Annotated in this window: 13 protein-coding genes, 3 pseudogenes and 1 riboswitch; of the genes and pseudogenes, 12 read left to right on the top strand and 4 right to left on the bottom strand. The window is 58.4% G+C overall.

Features of this window, described 5'->3' with window-relative positions:
- Positions 1–81 precede the first annotated feature (81 nt).
- Positions 82–1,192 (top strand): annotated as a pseudogene (gene apbC, locus AAHB66_RS15545) (iron-sulfur cluster carrier protein ApbC).
- A gap of 104 nt (positions 1,193–1,296) precedes the next feature.
- On the opposite strand, the gene AAHB66_RS15540 reads toward apbC, so the two are convergent.
- Entirely contained in the window at positions 1,297–1,629 is a 333-nt protein-coding gene (locus tag AAHB66_RS15540; RefSeq protein ID WP_347113521.1) for an RcnB family protein, read from the bottom strand.
- 498 nt (positions 1,630–2,127) lie between these two features.
- Between AAHB66_RS15540 and AAHB66_RS15535 the strand changes: the two genes are divergently transcribed.
- From AAHB66_RS15535 to AAHB66_RS15525, 3 genes are read left to right on the top strand one after another with little or no spacing between them, the layout of a single operon-like run.
- Positions 2,128–3,267, top strand: a complete 1,140-nt coding sequence (locus tag AAHB66_RS15535) for a polysaccharide export protein (protein ID WP_347113520.1) — start codon at positions 2,128–2,130, stop codon at positions 3,265–3,267.
- Positions 3,267–3,731 (top strand): protein tyrosine phosphatase, encoded by a 465-nt coding sequence (locus AAHB66_RS15530; protein WP_347113519.1) that lies wholly within the window; start codon positions 3,267–3,269, stop codon positions 3,729–3,731. Before AAHB66_RS15535 ends, AAHB66_RS15530 begins: the two co-directional genes overlap by 1 nt.
- Complete coding sequence (locus AAHB66_RS15525) at positions 3,713–5,908, top strand: polysaccharide biosynthesis tyrosine autokinase (RefSeq protein ID WP_347113518.1); 2,196 nt, start codon at positions 3,713–3,715, stop codon at positions 5,906–5,908. The genes AAHB66_RS15530 and AAHB66_RS15525 overlap by 19 nt, the downstream gene beginning before the upstream one ends.
- A 45-nt stretch (positions 5,909–5,953) precedes the next feature.
- Here the strand turns inward: AAHB66_RS15525 and AAHB66_RS15520 are convergent, their stop codons facing one another.
- From AAHB66_RS15520 to AAHB66_RS15510, 3 genes are all read right to left on the bottom strand, one after another.
- Entirely contained in the window at positions 5,954–7,420 is a 1,467-nt protein-coding gene (locus AAHB66_RS15520) for an aspartate aminotransferase family protein (protein WP_347113517.1), read from the bottom strand.
- Positions 7,421–7,438: 18 nt separating this feature from the next.
- Positions 7,439–8,821: a diaminobutyrate--2-oxoglutarate transaminase gene (locus AAHB66_RS15515; RefSeq protein ID WP_347113516.1), complete on the bottom strand. Its 1,383-nt coding sequence runs from the start codon at positions 8,819–8,821 to the stop codon at positions 7,439–7,441.
- Between the two features lie 322 nt (positions 8,822–9,143).
- A complete protein-coding gene (locus AAHB66_RS15510) occupies positions 9,144–9,527 on the bottom strand; it encodes a hypothetical protein (RefSeq protein ID WP_347113515.1) in 384 nt (127 codons plus the stop codon).
- A 264-nt stretch (positions 9,528–9,791) separates the two neighbouring features.
- A riboswitch (TPP riboswitch) is annotated at positions 9,792–9,888 on the top strand.
- A 35-nt stretch (positions 9,889–9,923) separates the two neighbouring features.
- Between AAHB66_RS15510 and thiM the strand changes: the two are divergent.
- From thiM to AAHB66_RS15470, 8 genes and pseudogenes are all read left to right on the top strand, one after another.
- Positions 9,924–10,679 (top strand): annotated as a pseudogene (thiM, locus tag AAHB66_RS15505) (hydroxyethylthiazole kinase); the annotation flags it as partial.
- Between the two features lie 12 nt (positions 10,680–10,691).
- Complete coding sequence (gene thiD / locus AAHB66_RS15500; protein WP_347116502.1) at positions 10,692–11,492, top strand: bifunctional hydroxymethylpyrimidine kinase/phosphomethylpyrimidine kinase; 801 nt, start codon at positions 10,692–10,694, stop codon at positions 11,490–11,492.
- A 106-nt stretch (positions 11,493–11,598) separates the two neighbouring features.
- The gene (gene fbaB / locus AAHB66_RS15495) at positions 11,599–12,651 is read left to right on the top strand and encodes a class I fructose-bisphosphate aldolase (RefSeq protein WP_333848908.1); all 1,053 of its coding nucleotides are present in this window, start codon (positions 11,599–11,601) and stop codon (positions 12,649–12,651) included.
- Between the two features lie 285 nt (positions 12,652–12,936).
- Positions 12,937–14,091 carry a mandelate racemase family protein gene (locus tag AAHB66_RS15490; RefSeq protein WP_347113514.1) on the top strand — a complete coding sequence of 385 codons (1,155 nt, stop codon included), beginning with the start codon at positions 12,937–12,939 and terminating at the stop codon, positions 14,089–14,091.
- A 33-nt stretch (positions 14,092–14,124) separates the two neighbouring features.
- Positions 14,125–15,741 carry an ABC transporter substrate-binding protein gene (locus tag AAHB66_RS15485; protein WP_347113513.1) on the top strand — a complete coding sequence of 539 codons (1,617 nt, stop codon included), beginning with the start codon at positions 14,125–14,127 and terminating at the stop codon, positions 15,739–15,741.
- Positions 15,738–16,775, top strand: coding sequence for an ABC transporter permease (locus AAHB66_RS15480; protein WP_347113512.1), 1,038 nt, complete (start codon positions 15,738–15,740; stop codon positions 16,773–16,775). Before AAHB66_RS15485 ends, AAHB66_RS15480 begins: the two co-directional genes overlap by 4 nt.
- Positions 16,772–17,678, top strand: a pseudogene (locus AAHB66_RS15475) (ABC transporter permease). Before AAHB66_RS15480 ends, AAHB66_RS15475 begins: the two are co-directional and overlap by 4 nt.
- Entirely contained in the window at positions 17,650–18,513 is an 864-nt protein-coding gene (locus AAHB66_RS15470) for an ABC transporter ATP-binding protein (protein ID WP_347116501.1), read from the top strand. Before AAHB66_RS15475 ends, AAHB66_RS15470 begins: the two are co-directional and overlap by 29 nt.
- Positions 18,514–18,521: the final 8 nt, after the last annotated feature.

The raw sequence follows: 18,521 nt of genomic DNA, 5'->3' as shown, positions 1-18,521 counted from the left end.
TTATTAAGTAAGCACAAACCATGGCCTTTCAGGTAAACTTGTTCAACAAAGCTCTTATCCACAATAACAAAAGGAGTCGGGATGAGTTCTCAATCCCAGGCCAAATCACCGGAAGCCTTGCGCGCAATGGTCGCCGGGACGCTGGCTAATTTTCAGCACCCCACCCTGAAGCACAATCTCACTGCTCTCAAGGCGTTACATCACGTGGCGTGGCTGGATGATACCCTGCATGTTGAGCTGCAGATGCCGTTCGTCTGGAACAATGCGTTTGAGACCCTGAAAGAGGAAACCAGCGCTGAGTTGCTGCGCATCACCGGGGCGAAGGCGATTGACTGGAAATTGTCCCACGCCATCGCCACCCTGAAGCGGGTGAAAAACCAGCCGGGCATCAACGGCGTGAAGAACATTATCGCCATCAGCTCCGGCAAGGGTGGGGTGGGTAAATCCTCCACCGCCGTAAACCTGGCCCTGGCGCTGGCCGCCGAAGGGGCGAAGGTCGGTATTCTCGATGCCGATATCTATGGTCCGTCTATCCCGAACATGCTGGGCGCGGAAAATCAGCGTCCGACCTCACCGGACGGCACCCATATGGCGCCGATTATGGCTTACGGTCTGGCCACCAACTCGATTGGTTATCTGGTGACTGACGACAACGCCATGGTGTGGCGCGGGCCGATGGCCAGCAAAGCGCTGCTGCAGATGTTGCAGGAGACGATGTGGCCGGATCTCGATTATCTGGTGCTGGATATGCCGCCGGGTACCGGTGACATTCAGCTGACGCTGGCGCAGAACATCCCGGTGACCGGGGCGGTGGTGGTCACCACGCCGCAGGACATCGCGCTGATCGACGCCAAAAAAGGCATCGTGATGTTCGAGAAGGTTGAGGTGCCGGTGCTGGGCGTGGTCGAAAACATGAGCATGCACATCTGCAGCAACTGCGGTCATCATGAAGCGATCTTTGGTACCGGCGGGGCAGAGAAGCTGGCGGCGCAGTATCATACCCAGCTGCTGGGCCAGATGCCGCTGCACATTACGCTGCGTGAAGATCTCGACAGCGGGAAGCCGACCGTGGTCAATCGTCCTGAAAGTGAATTTGCTGAGATGTATCGCCAGCTGGCGGATCGTGTCGCAGCCCAGCTTTACTGGCAGGGGGGAAGTGATCCCGGGCGATATCGCGTTCCGCGCGGTGTAACACTTTGCCCGGCGGCGCTACGCTTGCACGGGCCTACAGGTTTGGTAGGCCGGGTAAGCGCAGCGCCACCCGGCATAATGCACAATCATAAAACCTAATAAGCATTAACGGTGGTAGAAGATATCGCCGTTATACGCTTTGTAGATCTTGCCGTCAGTATCACCGACCAGCACGTAGTTCTCACCCATATAGGTCCAGTGCGTGCCAGCCTGCGGTTCAGGCAGGTTGCGCAGCTTATACTGCTTAATGGTGTACTCAGGTGTCAGGTACTGCGCCGGGGCGAAATCACCCATCTTGTATTTCGTAAAATCGGCTACAAACTCCTGTTCCTCATAGGCCTGGATGCCAGAGGGTGCCGCTGCGGCTTGCGGTGCAGCAAAGGTCGCGCTCGCCAGTGACATCAGTACGCCCAGAAGTAGAATTTTACCTTTAGTCATTTTTTCTCCAGATTAACCGTGGCCATTACTCGTGGTCTGCTGATCCATGGCCGAGCAACAGATACCCTATTTTATGTTTTGCCGGCTGGCTGGGTTAGTAAAAAATGTAACAAATCAACACATCCCTGCACATACCGGTGCGGCTTTAATTATTTTTACCATGAATATATCGTTATTTAAACGTTCTATTATTTATCGTTCCTTTTATAAAATCCGAAAGCAGACCCTAATGCCAATATAGTCGCATCCGGACTATGTTATTTCTTTCTCGGAATGATTATGCTAGGGCTTAATTCATTGATACTGCTTTTGCTTTCTCCTGGCGAAAGAAATTGCCAGACAATCCTCAGCCCGGCTGGTACGTTTCTTTTGTCAGGTTATTTTAATGTAACCCTCTAATATTAATTAATATTTTTATATTAATTATGTGTGGATATTATTGGGAGTCATCCGGAAATTAAAGGGCTATTAACGTATTTCATAGAGTATTATTTATTAATGACAATACCACTCCGCAACGGTGCGGTTTTTTTTGCCGCCCTGTTATTAGCAGGCTGCACAATTACGCCCGGCCAACATATAAATACTTCTGGAAAAAATATCGTTGCTGTCGCCGACCATCCCCTCGATTTGGATAAAAAAGTGGATGTGTGGCCGTTAACGCCCTCCGTAATTGAACAGCTCCGTGGCGAGCGTGTGAAATCTCAGGCAAATCCGAATCTGGACGAGGAATTAAAGAACTGGGAATACCGGATTGGTCCAGGGGATGTGCTGATGATCACCGTCTGGGATCACCCGGAACTGACCACCCCAGCCGGGCAGTACCGCAGCGCCAGCGACACCGGTAACTGGGTCGGTGCCGACGGCACGCTCTTTTATCCCTATGTCGGCAAACTCCAGGTTGCGGGTAAAACCCTTGCTCAGGTGCGCAAAGAGATCACCGCCCGGCTGGACAGGGTGATTGAAAGCCCGCAGGTCGATGTCAGCATCGCGGCGTTTCGGTCGCAGAAAGCCTATGTTACCGGCGAGGTGGTTAAATCTGGCCAACAGCCGATTACCAATATTCCGCTGACTATTATGGATGCAGTTAACGCGGCAGGCGGTCTGTCGGCGGATGCCGACTGGCGCAACGTGGTGCTCACCCATGACGGCAAGGATACGCGGATTTCGCTCTATGCCCTGATGCAGCACGGCGACCTGACGCAAAACCGGCTGCTGTGGCCGGGGGATATTCTGTTTATCCCGCGCAATGATGCCCTGAAAGTCTTTGTGATGGGTGAGGTGGTGAAGCAGAGCACCCTGAAGATGGACCGCAGCGGCATGACGCTGGCAGAAGCGTTAGCCAGCGCCGGCGGCCTGAATCAGTCCATGGCCGATGCGACCGGCATCTTCGTGATTCGATCCACCACCGGGAAAAGCCAGGACGGCAAAATTGCCCGCATCTGGCAGCTGAATGCCCGCGACGCGTCTGCCATGGTGCTCGGCACGGAATTTCAGCTCCAGCCCTACGATATCGTCTACGTGACCACGGCGCCGATCTCTCGCTGGAACCGGGTTGTGGCGCAGCTGGTGCCTACCATCAGCGGGATACACGATCTGACGGAAACCGTGCGCTTTATTAAGTCGTGGCCCGAATAATGATCCAATCCATTCTGGTGGTGTGTACAGGAAATATTTGCCGCTCCCCGCTCGGGGAACGGCTCTTACAGCAAAAGTTACCCACATTGTCTATCGCTTCGGCAGGTATCTGCGGCCTGGCCGGTCATCCGGCAGATCGCCATGCCCAGCACATCGCGGCCAGGCATGGCCTGTCGCTGGTCGATCACGTTGCCCGCCCGCTGACGGCGGCAATGATGCGGGAATACGATCTGATCCTCGCCATGGAGTCAGGACAGATAAACTGGATCTCGCTCATCGCACCGGAGGTGCGCGGCAAAGCCTTGCTGTTTGGGCAATGGCTGAGGGAACAGGAAATTCCCGATCCGTACGGTAAAAGCATGGAAGCTTTTGAATATGTTTTTCGCCTGCTTGGCGAAGCAAGTCAGGAATGGACCAACCGACTTACAGTTAAGGGATTACGTACATGTCGTCGAAAAGCGTAAATGCACAGGGTTATGCTGTTGATAACCATGAGCTGGATCTGGCGCGTCTTCTGGGAGAATTAATTGATCATCGCGTGTGTATTCTTAGCGTCACGCTATTTTTTGCGCTCTGCGGGACGTTGTATGCGTTATTTGCATCGCCGGTCTACGTCGCAGATGCCATGGTGCAAATAGAAAATAAGCAGCAGAACAGCATTCTCAAAACCTTAAACCAGCTGACTCCCGAACTATCCTCCGATTCCGGCGCGGAAATTCAGCTGCTGAAATCGCGGATGATCCTCGGCGAAACCGTGGAGGCGTTGCGTTTACGCGATGAGATCACCCAGCTTCGTCTGCCGGTTATCGGCAAAGGGTGGGCGCGGCTTACCGGACAACCCGACGCCACGCTGATCCTCGACAAACTCGCCCTTCCCGCCGAGCAGGGCAGCGGAAGGGGGCTGACTCTTACCGCCGAAGAGAACGGGCATTACCTGCTGGAAGGGGAGGGGTTTAGCGCGCGCGGCACCGTGGGTATACCGCTGCAGCATGCCGGGGTGACGATCGCCGTGCGCAAATTGTCTGCGCCGCCGGGCACGCGCTTCAGGGTGCGGCAGCACGCGCAGCTGGAAGCAATAAACGCCCTGAGCCGCCAGTTTAGCGTGGCGGAGCAGGGTAAAGAGAGCGGGATCCTCTCGCTGAGCCTGACGGGCCAGGATCCCGTGCGCATTGCCACCGTGCTGAATCACATTGCCCAGAGCTATCTGCAACAGAACATTGCCCGCCAGGCCGCGCAGGACTCACAAAGCCTCAACTTCCTGCAGCGTCAGATGCCGCAGGTACGCAGTGAGCTGGAGCTGGCCGAAGAACGTCTGAACACCTACCGTAAGCAGCGCGACTCGGTGGATTTAAGTCTGGAAGCCAAATCGGTGCTGGAGCAGATCGTTAACGTCGATAACCAGCTCAATGAGCTGACCTTCCGCGAAGCGGAGATCTCCCAGCACTTTAAAAAAGACCACCCGACCTATCGGGCGCTGCGTGAAAAACGCCAGACCTTAGAGAGCGAACGGGAGCGGCTGAACAAACGGGTGGGGACGATGCCGTCCACACAGCAGGAGATCCTGCGTCTCAGCCGCGATGTGGATTCTGGCCGGGCGGTTTATCTGCAGCTTCTGACCCGACAGCAGGAGCTGAATATCTCCCGCTCCAGCGCAATTGGCAACGTGCGCATTATCGATTCGGCGGTAACGCAGCCTGCGCCGATCAAGCCGCGTAAGGCGTTGATCCTGGCCATCACGACCCTGTTTGGCCTCTTCGTCGCGACAGGCGGGGTGCTGGCAAGTTCAGCGCTGCGGCGCGGCATCAATGCCCCGGAACAGTTGGAAAAAGAAGGAATTAGCGTCTATGCCACCTTGCCCCATTCGGCCTGGCTGCACGGTAAAACCCGGGTGGGCAACCGCTATTTCTTCCACTACTGCAAACGGCATAAAATCACCGACGTGCCCTTTTTACCGATAGACAGGCCGCTGGATAATTTTGTCGAAGCGGTGCGCGGGTTACGTACCAGCCTACACTTCGCCATGATGGATGCCGAAAATAACATTCTGATGTTCAGTGGTCCGTCTCAGGACTGCGGCAAAACGCTGGTCAGCACCTCGCTGGCGGCGCTGGTGACCCAGGTCGATCGGCGGGTGCTGTTTATTGATGCCGATATGCGTAAGGGCTACGTGCACAATATTTTTGGTCTGCGCAATGATGCCGGTCTGTCGGATGTGCTGTCAGGAAAAGTGGCCTTTAGTGAGGCGGTTCAGACGTACGCCAGCGGCCAGTTTGATGTGGTGACCTGCGGGCACTATCCGCCTAACCCGTCCGAGCTGCTGATGCATGACCGTTTTCGCGCGTTTATGGCCTGGGCCAGCGAGCAGTACGACATGGTGATTGTCGATACCCCGCCGATCCTGGCGGTCACGGATGCCGCGCTGGTGGGCCGGGTCGCGGCCTCTACGCTGCTGGTCGCACGCTTTAACGTCACCAGCGTCCGGGAGATGGAGGTCAGCCAGCGCCGCCTGCAGCAGATGGGGGTCAACATTAAAGGGGCAATCCTGAACGACGTCATAAAATCGGCGGCCAGCTATTATGCTTCCGGTTACGATGCGTATGGTTATTCCGCGGAGCAGAGCCCGAACGCGAAGAAAAAATAACAAGGGAATAAAGACCCGGCAGCGAACGCTGCCGGGTTGAACAACTTACTTCGCCAGCAGCTCGTGCGCCGTGCGTTCCACCAGTGACAGCAGAACTTTGACATCCTCAAGCGTCACGATTGGGTTCAGCAGGGTCAGCTTCAGGCAGGTGATCCCGTTATGCTCGGTCACACCGACGTTGGCACGGCCCGATTCCAGCAGCGCATCACCGATCTTCTGGTTAAGCAGCGCAATGGCCGCATCGTCCAGATTCAGTTCAGGGCGGAAGCGGAACAGTACGCTCGCCAGCTGCGGTGGCATTACCAGCTCCAGCTGTGGCTGTTCGGTCACGTACGCGGCAACCTGCTGCGCCATGGTCACACCGTGATCGATGATCTCAGCGTATTTCTTCTGGCCCAGCGCTTCCAGGCTCATCCACAGCTTCAGCGCGTCAAAGCGACGGGTGGTCTGCAGGGATTTGGACACCAGGTTCGGTACGCCAGCCTCTTCGTCAAACTCAGAGTTCAGGTACGCCGCCTGATAGCGCATCAGCTCATAGTGACGCGCCTCTTTCAGCAGGAACGCGCCGCAGCTGATGGTCTGGAAGAACTGCTTGTGGAAGTCCAGGGTAACGGAATCCACCAGCTCGATACCGTCGAGGTAATCGCGATACTTCTCGGACATCAGCAGTGCGCCGCCCCAGGCCGCATCCACGTGAACCCAGATATTCTGCTTCGCCGCCAGCTCTGCAATCGCACGCAGCGGATCGATAGCACCCGCGTCGGTAGTGCCTGCGGTGGCAACAATCGCCAGAATCTGCTCGCCGTTGGCATTGCACTGCTCGATTTTCGCAGCCAGATCGGTCAGATCCATACGCGAACATTCGTCAGTTTTCACCTGGATAACGGACTGGTAGCCCAGACCCATCAGCGCCATGTTCTTCTGCACGGAGAAGTGCGCGCTGTCGGAGCACAGCACCCGGATCTTACGCAGATCGCCCACCAGACCATCCTGCTGGACGGAGTGGCCCTGACGCGCGAAGAACGCATCGCGCGCCAGCATCAGACCCATCATGTTGCTCTGGGTGCCGCCGCTGGTGAAGACACCTGCGTCGCCTGGCTGGTAACCCAGACGGGTACGCAGCCACTCGATCAGTTTTATCTCGATAATGGTCGCAGACGGGCTCTGATCCCAGGAATCCATGCTCTGGTTAGTGGCGTTGATCATGACTTCCGCCGCCTGGCTTACCACCAGGCTCGGGCAGTGGAGATGCGCCACGCACTGCGGATGGTGCACCGCCAGGCTGTCTTTCAGGAAATATTCAACGGCACGCTCAATGGCGGTCTCGTTGCCCAGCCCTTCCGGGCTGAACTCCAGGTTGATACGATCGCGCAGCTCGGCGACCGTTTTACCCTGGTACATTTCCGGCTGTTTCAGCCACTGCATCACCGCCTGGGTGCTCTGCTCGATGGCCTGCTGATAGGCTTCGATGCTTTGCGCCGACGACGACAAAATCGGGTTTAAATCTGACATTGTATCCATTGTCTCCGGTTAGACTGGGCGAACGCCCGCAGCAAGCAGCGCCTGCTCAAATTTGTCCAGGAACACGTTCAGCTCCCGATCGCTGATCAGCAGGGAAGGCAGCAGACGCACAACGTTACCGTTACGGCCGCCACGCTCCAGAATCAGACCGGCTTCGAAGCATTTCTTCTGGATCAGCGCAGACAGCTCGCCGTCGCCCGGGAAGCAGCCCATGTGGTCGGCAGCTTCGTGCGGTTTAACGATCTCAATACCAATCATCATGCCCAGACCGCGCACGTGACCGATAACCGGATAGCGTTTCTGCAGCTCAACCAGCTTCGCTTTCAGCCACTCGCCCTGGGCGGCAACTTTATCAGCGATGTTCTGCTCTTTGAGGATCTGCAGGGTGGTGAGGCCGGTTGCCATCGCCAGCTGGTTGCCACGGAAGGTACCGGTATGGTGACCCGGAGACCAGGCATCGAACTGCTTTTTGATACCGAGCACGGCCAGCGGCAGACCGCCGCCAACAGCTTTGGACATAACGATGATGTCAGGCTGGATACCCGCGTGTTCGAAGGCGAAGAATTTACCGGTACGGGCAAAGCCCGCCTGGACTTCGTCGAGGATCAGCAGAATGCCGTGCTCTTCGGTCACTTTACGGATGCGCTGCAGCCACTCAACCGGAGCCGGGTTCACGCCGCCTTCGCCCTGGACTGCTTCCAGGATCACGGCAGCAGGTTTACGCACGCCGCTCTCGACGTCGTTGATCAGGTTTTCGAAGTAGTAAGTCAGGGCTTTCACGCCCGCTTCACCACCGATACCCAGCGGGCAGCGGTACTGGTGCGGGTAAGGCATGAACTGCACTTCCGGCATCATGCCGTCAACCGCTTCTTTCGGAGACAGGTTGCCGGTCACGGACAGTGCGCCGTGGGTCATGCCGTGATAGGCACCGGAGAAGCTGATAATGCCGCTGCGGCCGGTCACTTTTTTCGCCAGCTTCAGCGCGGCTTCAACGGCGTCCGCACCGGATGGACCGGTAAACTGCAGGCAGTACTCTTTGCCCTGACCTGGCAGCATGGAGAGCAGGTATTCTGAGAACGCGTCTTTTAACGGCGTAGTCAGATCCAGGGTATGTAACGGCAAGCCGCTGGTAATGACACTTTGGATGCTTTTCAGCACATCAGGATGGTTATGACCCAGCGCCAGCGTTCCCGCACCGGCCAGGCAATCAAGATACTCTTTGTTATCCGCATCGGTGATCCACACCCCATCCGCCTTCGTAATGGCTAAAGGCAGCTTGCGCGGATAACTCCTGACATTGGATTCCATTTCGGCCTGACGGGCCAGATAGGTTTCGTTGGTTTTGAAAGAAGAGGCATTCAAAGTATCAATACGGACTTTATCCGTCATCATATCACTCCTACAACCGCAGCTCAGCACGTGGCCACGATTGAATAATTAATTAAGAAAATGAGAAGGGCATCAAAAATCGCGGCCAATATAGAGCCTTTTTGCGCGGGGCTCAATGGTTAATTGTTTATCGTTTTGTTACGCGCGTTAAAACAACGCGCGTAAGCCGTAACCCCGCATGGCAACTGAGGTTTCCTGGGGGGGCACTCCGCAGAAAAAAAGTGGGGTATTTTAGAATGCTTTAGGAGTATTTTGAACGACGTTCAGAATCCCATGATCGCGACCATGGGTTTTATTCCATGACGCATCGGTAACGCCGTCCGCATCAAGGGAGATCGACAGGATATAACCCGCGCCTTTTATCTCGTAGAAGTTCGCATTTGAACGCTTCACCGTGGCTTTTTTTGCCGTTGATGGTGGCCTGGGTAAAACCATTGTTGACGGTGGCTTTGATGCCGTTTGCGCTAAAAGAGGCTTCACGCAGCGGGTCAGCAACGTGGCCCGCCTGCGCATGCTGAACGGCGGCATGGGCATTCTCTAAAGCCTGTTTTTCGGCCGCGGCATTGATCGTGGCCTGACGGTTCTGGTCGGCAACATAGCAGGCATCGCGGCTGACGCCTTTTGCCTCACACTGCGCTAACCGCTGTTCTTCAGAGACGCAGCCCGCAAGAAGTGCAGCCACCACACCCACCAACAGAATCTTTTTCATACATTAACCTTTAGTAAATTAATAGATTATTTATTAATCAATAACATAGTTACTTTTATGTGTGCAGCTATTATCACATCGTTTCTATAAAAGTAACGAGGTGCTGACTATCGCGGAAGGAAGGGTGTTACTACTTGATGAAGATCACATTTAGCACGAATAGCTAAAATGATGGGAGTAATCCTGGCAAGCAGCAGCGGCAGCAGAAGGGTCTTGCTATTGCCAGACGCATCCTCTACGCTTCCGGGATTACATCATCTTATGTAATTTGACTCGGGGTGCCCTTCCTTGTGAAGGCTGAGAAATACCCGTACCACCTGATCTGGATAATGCCAGCGTAGGGAAGTCAGATGCCCTCCGGGCAATCGCTTCTTCGCGCAAGGCAGGAGCGATACCATGCAGCCTGACCTGCTCAATTTACACGCCTTACTCCACTTCCGAACCCGTTCTCCACTGACTCACTGCATGACTAACGACGTGGTGCATACCTTTACCGCCAACGTCCTGCTGGCCCTCGGCGCATCTCCGGCGATGGTGATCGAAGCCGAAGAGGCTGAACAGTTTTCCACTATTGCCGATGCGCTCCTGATTAACGTCGGTACCCTCACCGCACCGCGCGCCCAGGCGATGCGCCGGGCGATCGAAAGCGCGGTGGCGGCGGGTAAGCCCTGGACGCTCGATCCGGTGGCCGTTGGTGCGCTGGCGTACCGGACCCGTTTTTGCCAGCAAATCCTCGCTCTGAAACCGGCGGCTATTCGCGGCAATGCCTCTGAAATCCTCGCTCTTGCCGGGATGAGCGCTGGCGGGCGCGGCGTGGACACCACCGATACCGCCGCCAGCGCCCTGCCTGCGGCGCAAGCCCTGGCGCGGCAGACCAATGCCGTGGTGGCGGTGACAGGGGAGGTGGATTACGTCACTGACGGGCTGCGTACCCAGACCCTCACCGGGGGCGATCCGCTGATGACCCGGGTGGTGGGCACCGGCTGCGCCCTGTCAGCGGTGGTGGCAGCCAGCTGTTCGCTGCCGGGCGACCGGCTGGATAACATTGCCGCGGCCTGCGGCTGGATGAAACGGGCCGGGACGCTGGCGGCAGCGCAAAGTCGTGGCCCGGGCAGTTTTGCCGCGGCGTTTCTTGATGCCCTGTGGGAACTGGGGGGCACAACGATGAAACGGATTAATGCGCTTACCATCGCCGGCACCGACCCAAGCGGCGGAGCCGGGATCCAGGCTGACCTGAAAACCTTCTCCGCGCTGGGCGTATACGGCTGCTCGGTGATCACCGCCCTGGTGGCACAGAACACTCGCGGGGTGCAGTCGGTCTATCGCATCGAACCCGACTTCGTGGCGGCGCAGCTGGAGTCGGTATTCAGCGATGTGCGCATCGACACCACCAAGATCGGCATGCTGGCCGAAACCGATATCGTCGAGGCTGTGGCGGAGCAGCTCCTGCGTCATCAGGTGAAAAACGTGGTGCTGGACACGGTGATGCTGGCGAAAAGCGGCGACCCGCTGCTGTCGACCGCCGCCGTCGACACGCTGCGTAAAAAACTGCTGCCGCAGGTGGCGCTCATCACCCCCAATCTACCCGAAGCGGCGGCCTTGCTGGATGCGCCCCATGCCCGCAGCGAGCAGGAGATGAAAGCGCAGGGCCAGGCATTGCTGGCGATGGGCTGCGAGGCGGTGCTGATGAAGGGCGGCCATCTGGACGATCCCGAAAGCCCCGACTGGCTGTTCACCCGCGACGGGGCCACGCGCTTTACCGCCCCGCGGGTGAATACCAAAAACACCCATGGCACCGGCTGCACCCTATCTGCGGCGCTGGCCGCGCTGCGTCCGCGGCACGATAGCTGGGCGGATACGGTCCGCGAGGCCAAAGCCTGGCTCTCCTGTGCGCTCGCACAGGCGGACACGCTGGAAGTGGGGCAGGGCATAGGTCCGGTGCATCATTTTCATGCATGGTGGTAGACGGCTGGCAATTTGACGTCCCGCAGACCAGGCTTAGGGGGGCTTACAATCCTGTGAGCCTGGATAAAAATGCCGACACCCTGTCGGCACTGACGGGAGGAAAACCATGACTGATATTACGCAATTGCTTGGCAAAGACGCCGACAGCCTGTTACAGCATCGTTGTATGACCATTCCAGCCGACCAGCTTTACCTGCCTGGCCATGACTACGTCGACCGCGTGATGGTGGACAACAACCGTCCGCCGGCGGTGCTGCGCAATATGCAGACGCTGTATAACACCGGGCGTCTGGGCGGGACCGGCTATCTGTCGATCCTGCCGGTGGACCAGGGCGTAGAGCACTCTGCGGGCGCGTCCTTTGCTGCCAACCCGCTCTATTTTGATCCGAAAAATATCGTCGAACTGGCGATTGAGGCGGGCTGTAACTGCGTAGCCTCCACCTATGGCGTGCTGGCGTCCGTCTCACGCCGTTACGCGCACCGCATTCCGTTCCTGGTTAAGCTCAACCACAACGAAACCCTGAGCTACCCCACCGAATATGACCAGACGCTCTATGCCAGCGTTGAGCAGGCCTTCAACCTCGGCGCGGTCGCGGTAGGGGCGACCATCTATTTCGGCTCGGAGCAGTCGCGTCGTCAGATCGAAGAGATCTCCGCCGCCTTCGAGCGTGCACACGAGCTGGGGCTGGTGACCGTGCTGTGGGCCTACCTGCGTAACCCGGCCTTCAGCAAAGACGGCACCGATTACCATGTTTCCGCCGATTTAACCGGCCAGGCCAACCATCTGGCGGCGACCATCGGGGCGGATATCGTCAAGCAGAAAATGGCCGAAAACAACGGCGGCTACAAGGCGGTGAAATTCGGCTATACCGACGATCGGGTCTACAGCAAACTGACCAGCGATAACCCAATTGACCTGGTGCGCTACCAGCTGGCGAACTGCTACATGGGTCGCGCCGGGTTGATCAACTCCGGCGGGGCGGCAGGCGGGGAAACCGATCTCACCGATGCGGTGCGCACGGCAGTGATCAACAAACGCGCGGGCGGTATGGGGCTGATCCTCGGTCGCAAGGCGTTTAAAAAATCGATGGCCGACGGCGTGAAGCTGATTAACGCCGTGCAGGATGTGTACTTGGATAAGAAAGTGACGATCGCATAACCCCTCACCCTAACCCTCTCCCCAAAGGGGAGAGGGGATTTAACCGCACCCATCAATATTTGAAATCCCATTTCATTTCATTCAAAGATCTCTCCCGATCCACTTCACACTTCCCCAGGCTTTTGTGAAAAGTGTCACTCCCTCCCGTGCAGATGCACAAAAAATGGTCAGCGCTTAGCGGAATTTGTCTAAGGCAGTGGATGAATTATGCGCTTACAGTTAGTTTCGAAACAGCTTTTCAAAATGACAGAACATGCTGAACCTACGTTGTTTTAAGGACTGAAAATGAAAATCGAATCTGTAAACGTCACCGTCTTTCAGTATCCCACGCGCCGGGTCTCCGACACCGCCGGACATTCCCATCCGGGGCCGGGGAGCCTGGCAAAAATGGCGATGCTGACCATTACCGCAGACGATGGCACCAAAGGGTACTCATTTGCACCGCCGGAAGTGGTGCGCCCTTTTGTGGTCAACACCTTCTTTCGCAAAGTGATGGTCGGCCAGGACGCGTTCAATCGCGAGAAGATCTGGCAGGAGCTGGCCCACTGGCAGCGCGGTAGCGCCCACCAGTTGACCGAACGCGCGCTGGGGTTTGTTGAGCAGGCGCTGTGGGATCTGATTGGCCGCAAACTGAATATGCCGGTGTGGAAACTGCTCGGCGGCTACCGCGACAAAGTGCCGGCCTACGGCAGCACCATGTGCGGCGATGACCTGCCCGGCGGCCTGTCGACGCCGGAAGAGTACGCCAGCTTTGCCGAGACGCTGGTCGCCCGCGGATACAAAGCGATTAAGCTGCACACCTGGATGCCGCCGGTCTCCTTCGCCCCCAATCCAAAGATGGACGTCAAAGCCTGCGCCGCGGTGCGTGAAGCGGTCGGCCCGGACATCGACCTGATGATCGACGGCTACCACTGGTACAGCCGCACCGAAGCGCTGTACATCGGCAAAGAGCTGGAGAAGCTCAACTTCGCGTGGTTTGAAGAGCCGATGGAAGAGGAGAGCATGTCCTCCTACGCCTGGCTGGCAGAAAACCTCTCTATTCCGATCATCGGGCCAGAAAGCCTCGGCGGGAAGCACCACAGCCGCGCCGACTGGATCAAGGCAGGGGCCTGCGACATCCTGCGCGCCGGTTCGAACGGCGTTGGCGGCATCTCGCCAACCCTGAAGGTGGCGAACCTTGCGGAGTCGTTCGGCATGGACTGTGAAGTACACGGCAACGGCGCGGCGAGCCTGGCGGTGATTGGCGCCATCAAGAACTGCCGCTGGTATGAGCGCGGCCTGCTGCACCCGTTCCTCGATTACGACGAACCGGCAGCCTATCTGCACAGCCTGATCGACCCGATGGATGATGAAGGCATGGTCAGCCTGCCGACGCGTCCGGGACTCGGCGAAGACATTAATTTTGCGTATATCGAAGCCAATACCGTCAGCCACGACTGACAGATAAAAACGTACCCTACAGGCGATATATACATGAAACGAACCTCTCTGGCTGGAGCGTGTTTACTCGCGCTCTCGCTGATGATGGGGAGCGGTGCGGCTTACGCAAAAACGCCGCCCGATCAGCTCATCATCGGTATGAACATGAACAACCTGCTGACCCTCGATCCGGCCGCGATGACCGGTAACGAAGTGGTCGGCATTGTGGTCAATCTCTACGATTCGCTGGTGGAGCTGGATCCTAATACCCTCACCAACGTCAAACCGGCGCTGGCGAAATCCTGGGATATTTCCCCGGACGGCAAAACCCTGACCTTCCACCTGCGCGACAACGTGACCTTCCACTCCGGCAATCCGCTCACCGCCGAGGACGTGGTGTGGTCGATGCGCCGCCTGCTGCACCTCAACCTCGCCCAGGCCTCGGTGTGGAAATCCTACGGGTTCTCTAAGAAGAATATTGACCAGCAGATTAAAGCCCTCGATGACCACACCGTGCAGCTCACTCTGCCGAAGGCCAACGATCCGCAGCTGGTGATCTACTCCCTCGGCGCGCTGGGCAACCTCGGCGTGCTGGATCGCAAAACGGTGCTCAGCCACGAGGTCAATAGCGACTGGGGCAACCGCTGGCTGACAACCAACGAAGCCGGTTCCGGGCCCTTTATGCTGGAGACCTGGCAGGCAAAAGACGTGCTGCGCATGCAGCGCAACCCGAAATACTGGCGCGAAGAGCCGAAGATGAACCGCGTCGTCCTGCGCCATTTCCAGGAGTCGCAAACCCTGCGCCTGATGGTGGAGAAGGGCGATCTGGATATCGCCAGCAACATGGCGGTGGCGGACATCAACGCCCTGCGTAAGGATCCGCAGCTGACGGTGGAAGCCGTGCAGAAAGGCACGGTTTACTACGTGGCGATGAGCATGAAAGAGGCGCACTTCGCCAATCCGAAAGTGCGCGAAGCCGTGCGCTACCTGATTGACTATCAGGGCATCAACAAGGCGCTGATGCCGGGCTACGGCGTGCTGCACCAGCGGCCGATCAAGGCGGGGATGCCGTCCACATTACCGGACCCGGGCTATAAGCTCGACATCGCCCGCGCCAAAAAGCTGCTGGCGGAAGCGGGCTATCCGGACGGTTTCGACACCACCCTGCGGGTGCTGGCGGATCAGCCGTTCCTCAATATCGCCATCGCGGTGCAGTCCACCCTGATGCAGGCGGGCATCAACACCAAAATCATCACCGGCACCGGGAACCAGATCTACGGCGCGATGCGCGAGCGTAAGTTCGACATGCTGGTCGGGCGCGGCGGCAGCGGCGTGGAGCCCCATCCGCACTCCAGCCTGCGCGCGCTGGTCTACAACCCGGACAACAGCGACGAAGCCCGGCTGACCAACTTCCAGGGCTGGCGCACCGGTTTTTACGACAAGCCGCTGAACGAGATGATCGACAAGGCCCTGCTGGAGCGCGATCCGCAGAAACAGATCGCCGACTACCAGCAGATCCAGGTGCGTTACGACCAGCTGATCCCGGCTCTGATCCCGCTGTCGCAGATGGTCGATTCGGTGGTGGTGCGTAACGAAGTCAAAAACTTCCAGTCGCATCCGTCGGCCACCACCTTCCTGCGGGAAGTGTACAAAACCGGAGGTGAAAAATGAGCGTTGCGATCCTCGCCCCGGGCTCCCGCACCCGGCGTTTCTCTAAACGCCTGACCCAGGTGCTGGTGACCCTGTTCGGCCTGCTGGTGCTGACCTTCTTTATTGGCCGGGTGATGCCGGTAGATCCGGTGCTGGCGATTGTCGGCCCGGATGCTGACCACAGCACCTATCAGCAGGTTTATCACCAGTTGGGCTTTGATAAATCCCTGCTGACCCAGTTCGGCATCTACCTCAACAACCTGCTGCACGGCGATCTGGGCAATGCCCTGCTGACCGGCAAGCCGGTGCTGGATGACATTCTGCGCGTCTTCCCGGCGACCCTGGAGCTGGCGACGATGGCGATTATCGTCGGGGCCGGTTTAGGCGTTCCGCTGGGGGTGCTGGCCGCCGCGCGCCGTAACAGCGTTTCGGATTACGTGGTGCGCATCATCAGCCTCGCCGGTTACTCCACGCCGATCTTCTGGGTCGGGATGATGGGGCTACTGCTGTTCTATGCCTGGCTTGGCTGGGTAGGCGGCGCCGGACGGCTGGATCTGGGCCTGGATGGCCTGGTACCGCGCCGTACCGGACTGATGACCGTCGATGCCCTGCTGGCAGGCAACAGCGCGGTGTTCTGGAACGCCATTAACCACCTGGTGCTGCCGGCCTCACTGCTGGGCTTCCACTCCCTGGCCTACATCAGCCGCATGACCCGCAGCTTTATGCTGGCCCAGCTGTCCCAGGAGTTCATCATCACCGCTCGCGTAAAAGGTTTAACCGAGCGCCAGGTGATCTGGAACCACGCGTTCCGCAACATCCTCGTGCAGCTGCTGACGGTGGTGGCCCTGGCCTACGGATCGCTGCTGGAAGGGGCGGTGCTGATTGAAACCGTCTTCTCCTGGCCGGGTTTTGGCTCCTATCTCACCGGCAGCCTGCTGCTGGGGGACATGAACGCGGTGATGGGCTGCGTCCTGCTGGTGGGGATCATCTTCGTGATGCTCAACCTGCTCTCCGACATGCTGTATCAACTCTTTGACCCGAGGACGAAATCATGACCGTTTCTCTGGATACACCGCTGCAATCCGTTCGCAGCGAAGGACGCCAGCGCCTGGCGCGGATGGCCCGTCGCAGCGTCGGGTTTGTCGGGCAGATGGCGCGCAACCCGCTGACGGCCATTGGCGGCGGCATTATTCTGCTGCTGCTGATCGTCGCGGCCTTTGCGCCCTGGATCGCGCCCTACAACCCGCTGGTGCAGGATCTGAATAACGCCCTGGTGGCCCCGAACGCCCAACACTGGTTCGGCACCGACGAATTTGGCCGGGATATCTTCAGCCGTCTGGTCTACGGCTCGCGCATCACGCTCTATATCGTGCTGCTGGTGTCGGTCACGGTCGGCCCGCTGGGGCTGCTGCTGGGCGTCACCGCCGGGTACTTTGGCAGTAAGGTCGATGCGGTGCTGATGCGCGTTACCGATATCTTTATCTCCTTCCCGAGCCTGGTGCTGGCGCTGGCGTTCGTCGCGGCCCTCGGCCCGGGGCTGGAGCACGTGGTGATTGCGATTACGATCACCGCCTGGCCGCCGATTGCCCGTCTGGCCCGCGCTGAAACCCTGTCGCTGCGCCAGGCCGACTTTATCTCCGCCGTGCGTCTGCAGGGGGGCCTCCCCGGTGCGGGTGCTGTGGCGGCACATTGTTCCGCTGTGCCTGCCGTCGGTAATTATCCGTATCACCATGAACATGGCCGGGATCATCCTGACCGCCGCCGGTCTCGGCTTCCTCGGCCTCGGCGCGCAGCCACCGGAGCCGGAGTGGGGGGCGATGATCTCCAGCGGCCGCACCTACATGATGGAGTGCTGGTGGGTGGTGACTATTCCGGGGCTGGCGATCCTGATTAACAGCCTGGCGTTCAACTTCTTAGGAGATGGCTTACGTGACATCCTCGATCCTCGCAGCAACTAATGAGCCGCTGCTCGACGTGCGCGATCTGCACGTCGACTTTATCAACGGACGCGCGGTGACTAACGCGGTGCGCGGCGTCTCCTTTCAGCTCGGGCGCGAGAAGCTGGCGATTGTCGGTGAGTCGGGCTCGGGGAAATCCACCGTCGGGCGGGCGCTGCTGCGCCTGCACCCGGCAAAGGCGCAGATCACCGCCACCCGGATGCAGTTTGGCGATGTCGATCTCCGCAGCGTCAGCGAGGCGCAGATGCGCGGCATTCGCGGCAAGCGCATCTCAATGATCATGCAGGACCCGAAGTACTCCCTGAACCCGGTGGTCTGCGTCGGGGATCAGATCGCCGAGGCCTGGCTGACCCACCATCCGGGGCGCAAGGCGGAGGCGAAAGCCAAAGTGCTGGAGATGCTCGACGTGGTGCGCATTCGCCAGCCGGAGCGGGTGTATCAGCTCTATCCGCACGAGATCTCCGGCGGGCAGGGGCAGCGCATCATGATCGCCATGATGCTGATCACCGACCCGGAGCTGGTGATCGCCGACGAACCCACCTCGGCGCTGGACGTCTCGGTGCGCCTGCAGGTGCTGGGATTGCTGGACGACTTAGTCCAGTCCCGCGGGCTGGGGCTGATCTTTATCAGCCACGACATCAACCTGGTGCGCAGCTTCTGCGACCGGGTGCTGGTGATGTACGCCGGGCGGGTGGTGGAATCCATCGCCGCCTGCGACCTGCACAACGCGAAGCACCCCTACACGCAGGGGCTGATCAATGCCCTGCCGGAGATGAATCACCGCCGCCCGGTGCTGCCGGTGTTGCAGCGTCAGGCCAGCTGGCTGACCGAATAAGGAGCGAA

Source organism: Leclercia sp. S52 (genome assembly GCF_039727615.1).
Classification (GTDB): Bacteria; Pseudomonadota; Gammaproteobacteria; order Enterobacterales; family Enterobacteriaceae; genus Enterobacter; species Enterobacter adecarboxylatus_B.
The sequence above is the reverse complement of the archived record's forward strand: the minus strand, read 5'-3'. Positions and strand labels throughout refer to the sequence as shown.

Bases quoted from the DNA above. Each gene is read 5' to 3' on its own strand.
- AAHB66_RS15520 (WP_347113517.1), bottom strand. From the start codon at position 7,420: ATGTCAGATTTAAACCCGATTTTGTCGTCGTCGGCGCAAAGCATCGAA.
- AAHB66_RS15535 (WP_347113520.1), top strand. From the start codon at position 2,128: ATGACAATACCACTCCGCAACGGTGCGGTTTTTTTTGCCGCCCTGTTA.
- AAHB66_RS15540 (WP_347113521.1), bottom strand. From the start codon at position 1,629: ATGACTAAAGGTAAAATTCTACTTCTGGGCGTACTGATGTCACTGGCG.
- AAHB66_RS15480 (WP_347113512.1), top strand. From the start codon at position 15,738: ATGAGCGTTGCGATCCTCGCCCCGGGCTCCCGCACCCGGCGTTTCTCT.
- AAHB66_RS15515 (WP_347113516.1), bottom strand. From the start codon at position 8,821: ATGATGACGGATAAAGTCCGTATTGATACTTTGAATGCCTCTTCTTTC.
- AAHB66_RS15510 (WP_347113515.1), bottom strand. From the start codon at position 9,527: ATGAAAAAGATTCTGTTGGTGGGTGTGGTGGCTGCACTTCTTGCGGGC.
- AAHB66_RS15485 (WP_347113513.1), top strand. From the start codon at position 14,125: ATGAAACGAACCTCTCTGGCTGGAGCGTGTTTACTCGCGCTCTCGCTG.
- AAHB66_RS15490 (WP_347113514.1), top strand. From the start codon at position 12,937: ATGAAAATCGAATCTGTAAACGTCACCGTCTTTCAGTATCCCACGCGC.
- AAHB66_RS15530 (WP_347113519.1), top strand. From the start codon at position 3,267: ATGATCCAATCCATTCTGGTGGTGTGTACAGGAAATATTTGCCGCTCC.
- AAHB66_RS15525 (WP_347113518.1), top strand. From the start codon at position 3,713: ATGTCGTCGAAAAGCGTAAATGCACAGGGTTATGCTGTTGATAACCAT.
- fbaB (WP_333848908.1), top strand. From the start codon at position 11,599: ATGACTGATATTACGCAATTGCTTGGCAAAGACGCCGACAGCCTGTTA.
- thiD (WP_347116502.1), top strand. From the start codon at position 10,692: ATGAAACGGATTAATGCGCTTACCATCGCCGGCACCGACCCAAGCGGC.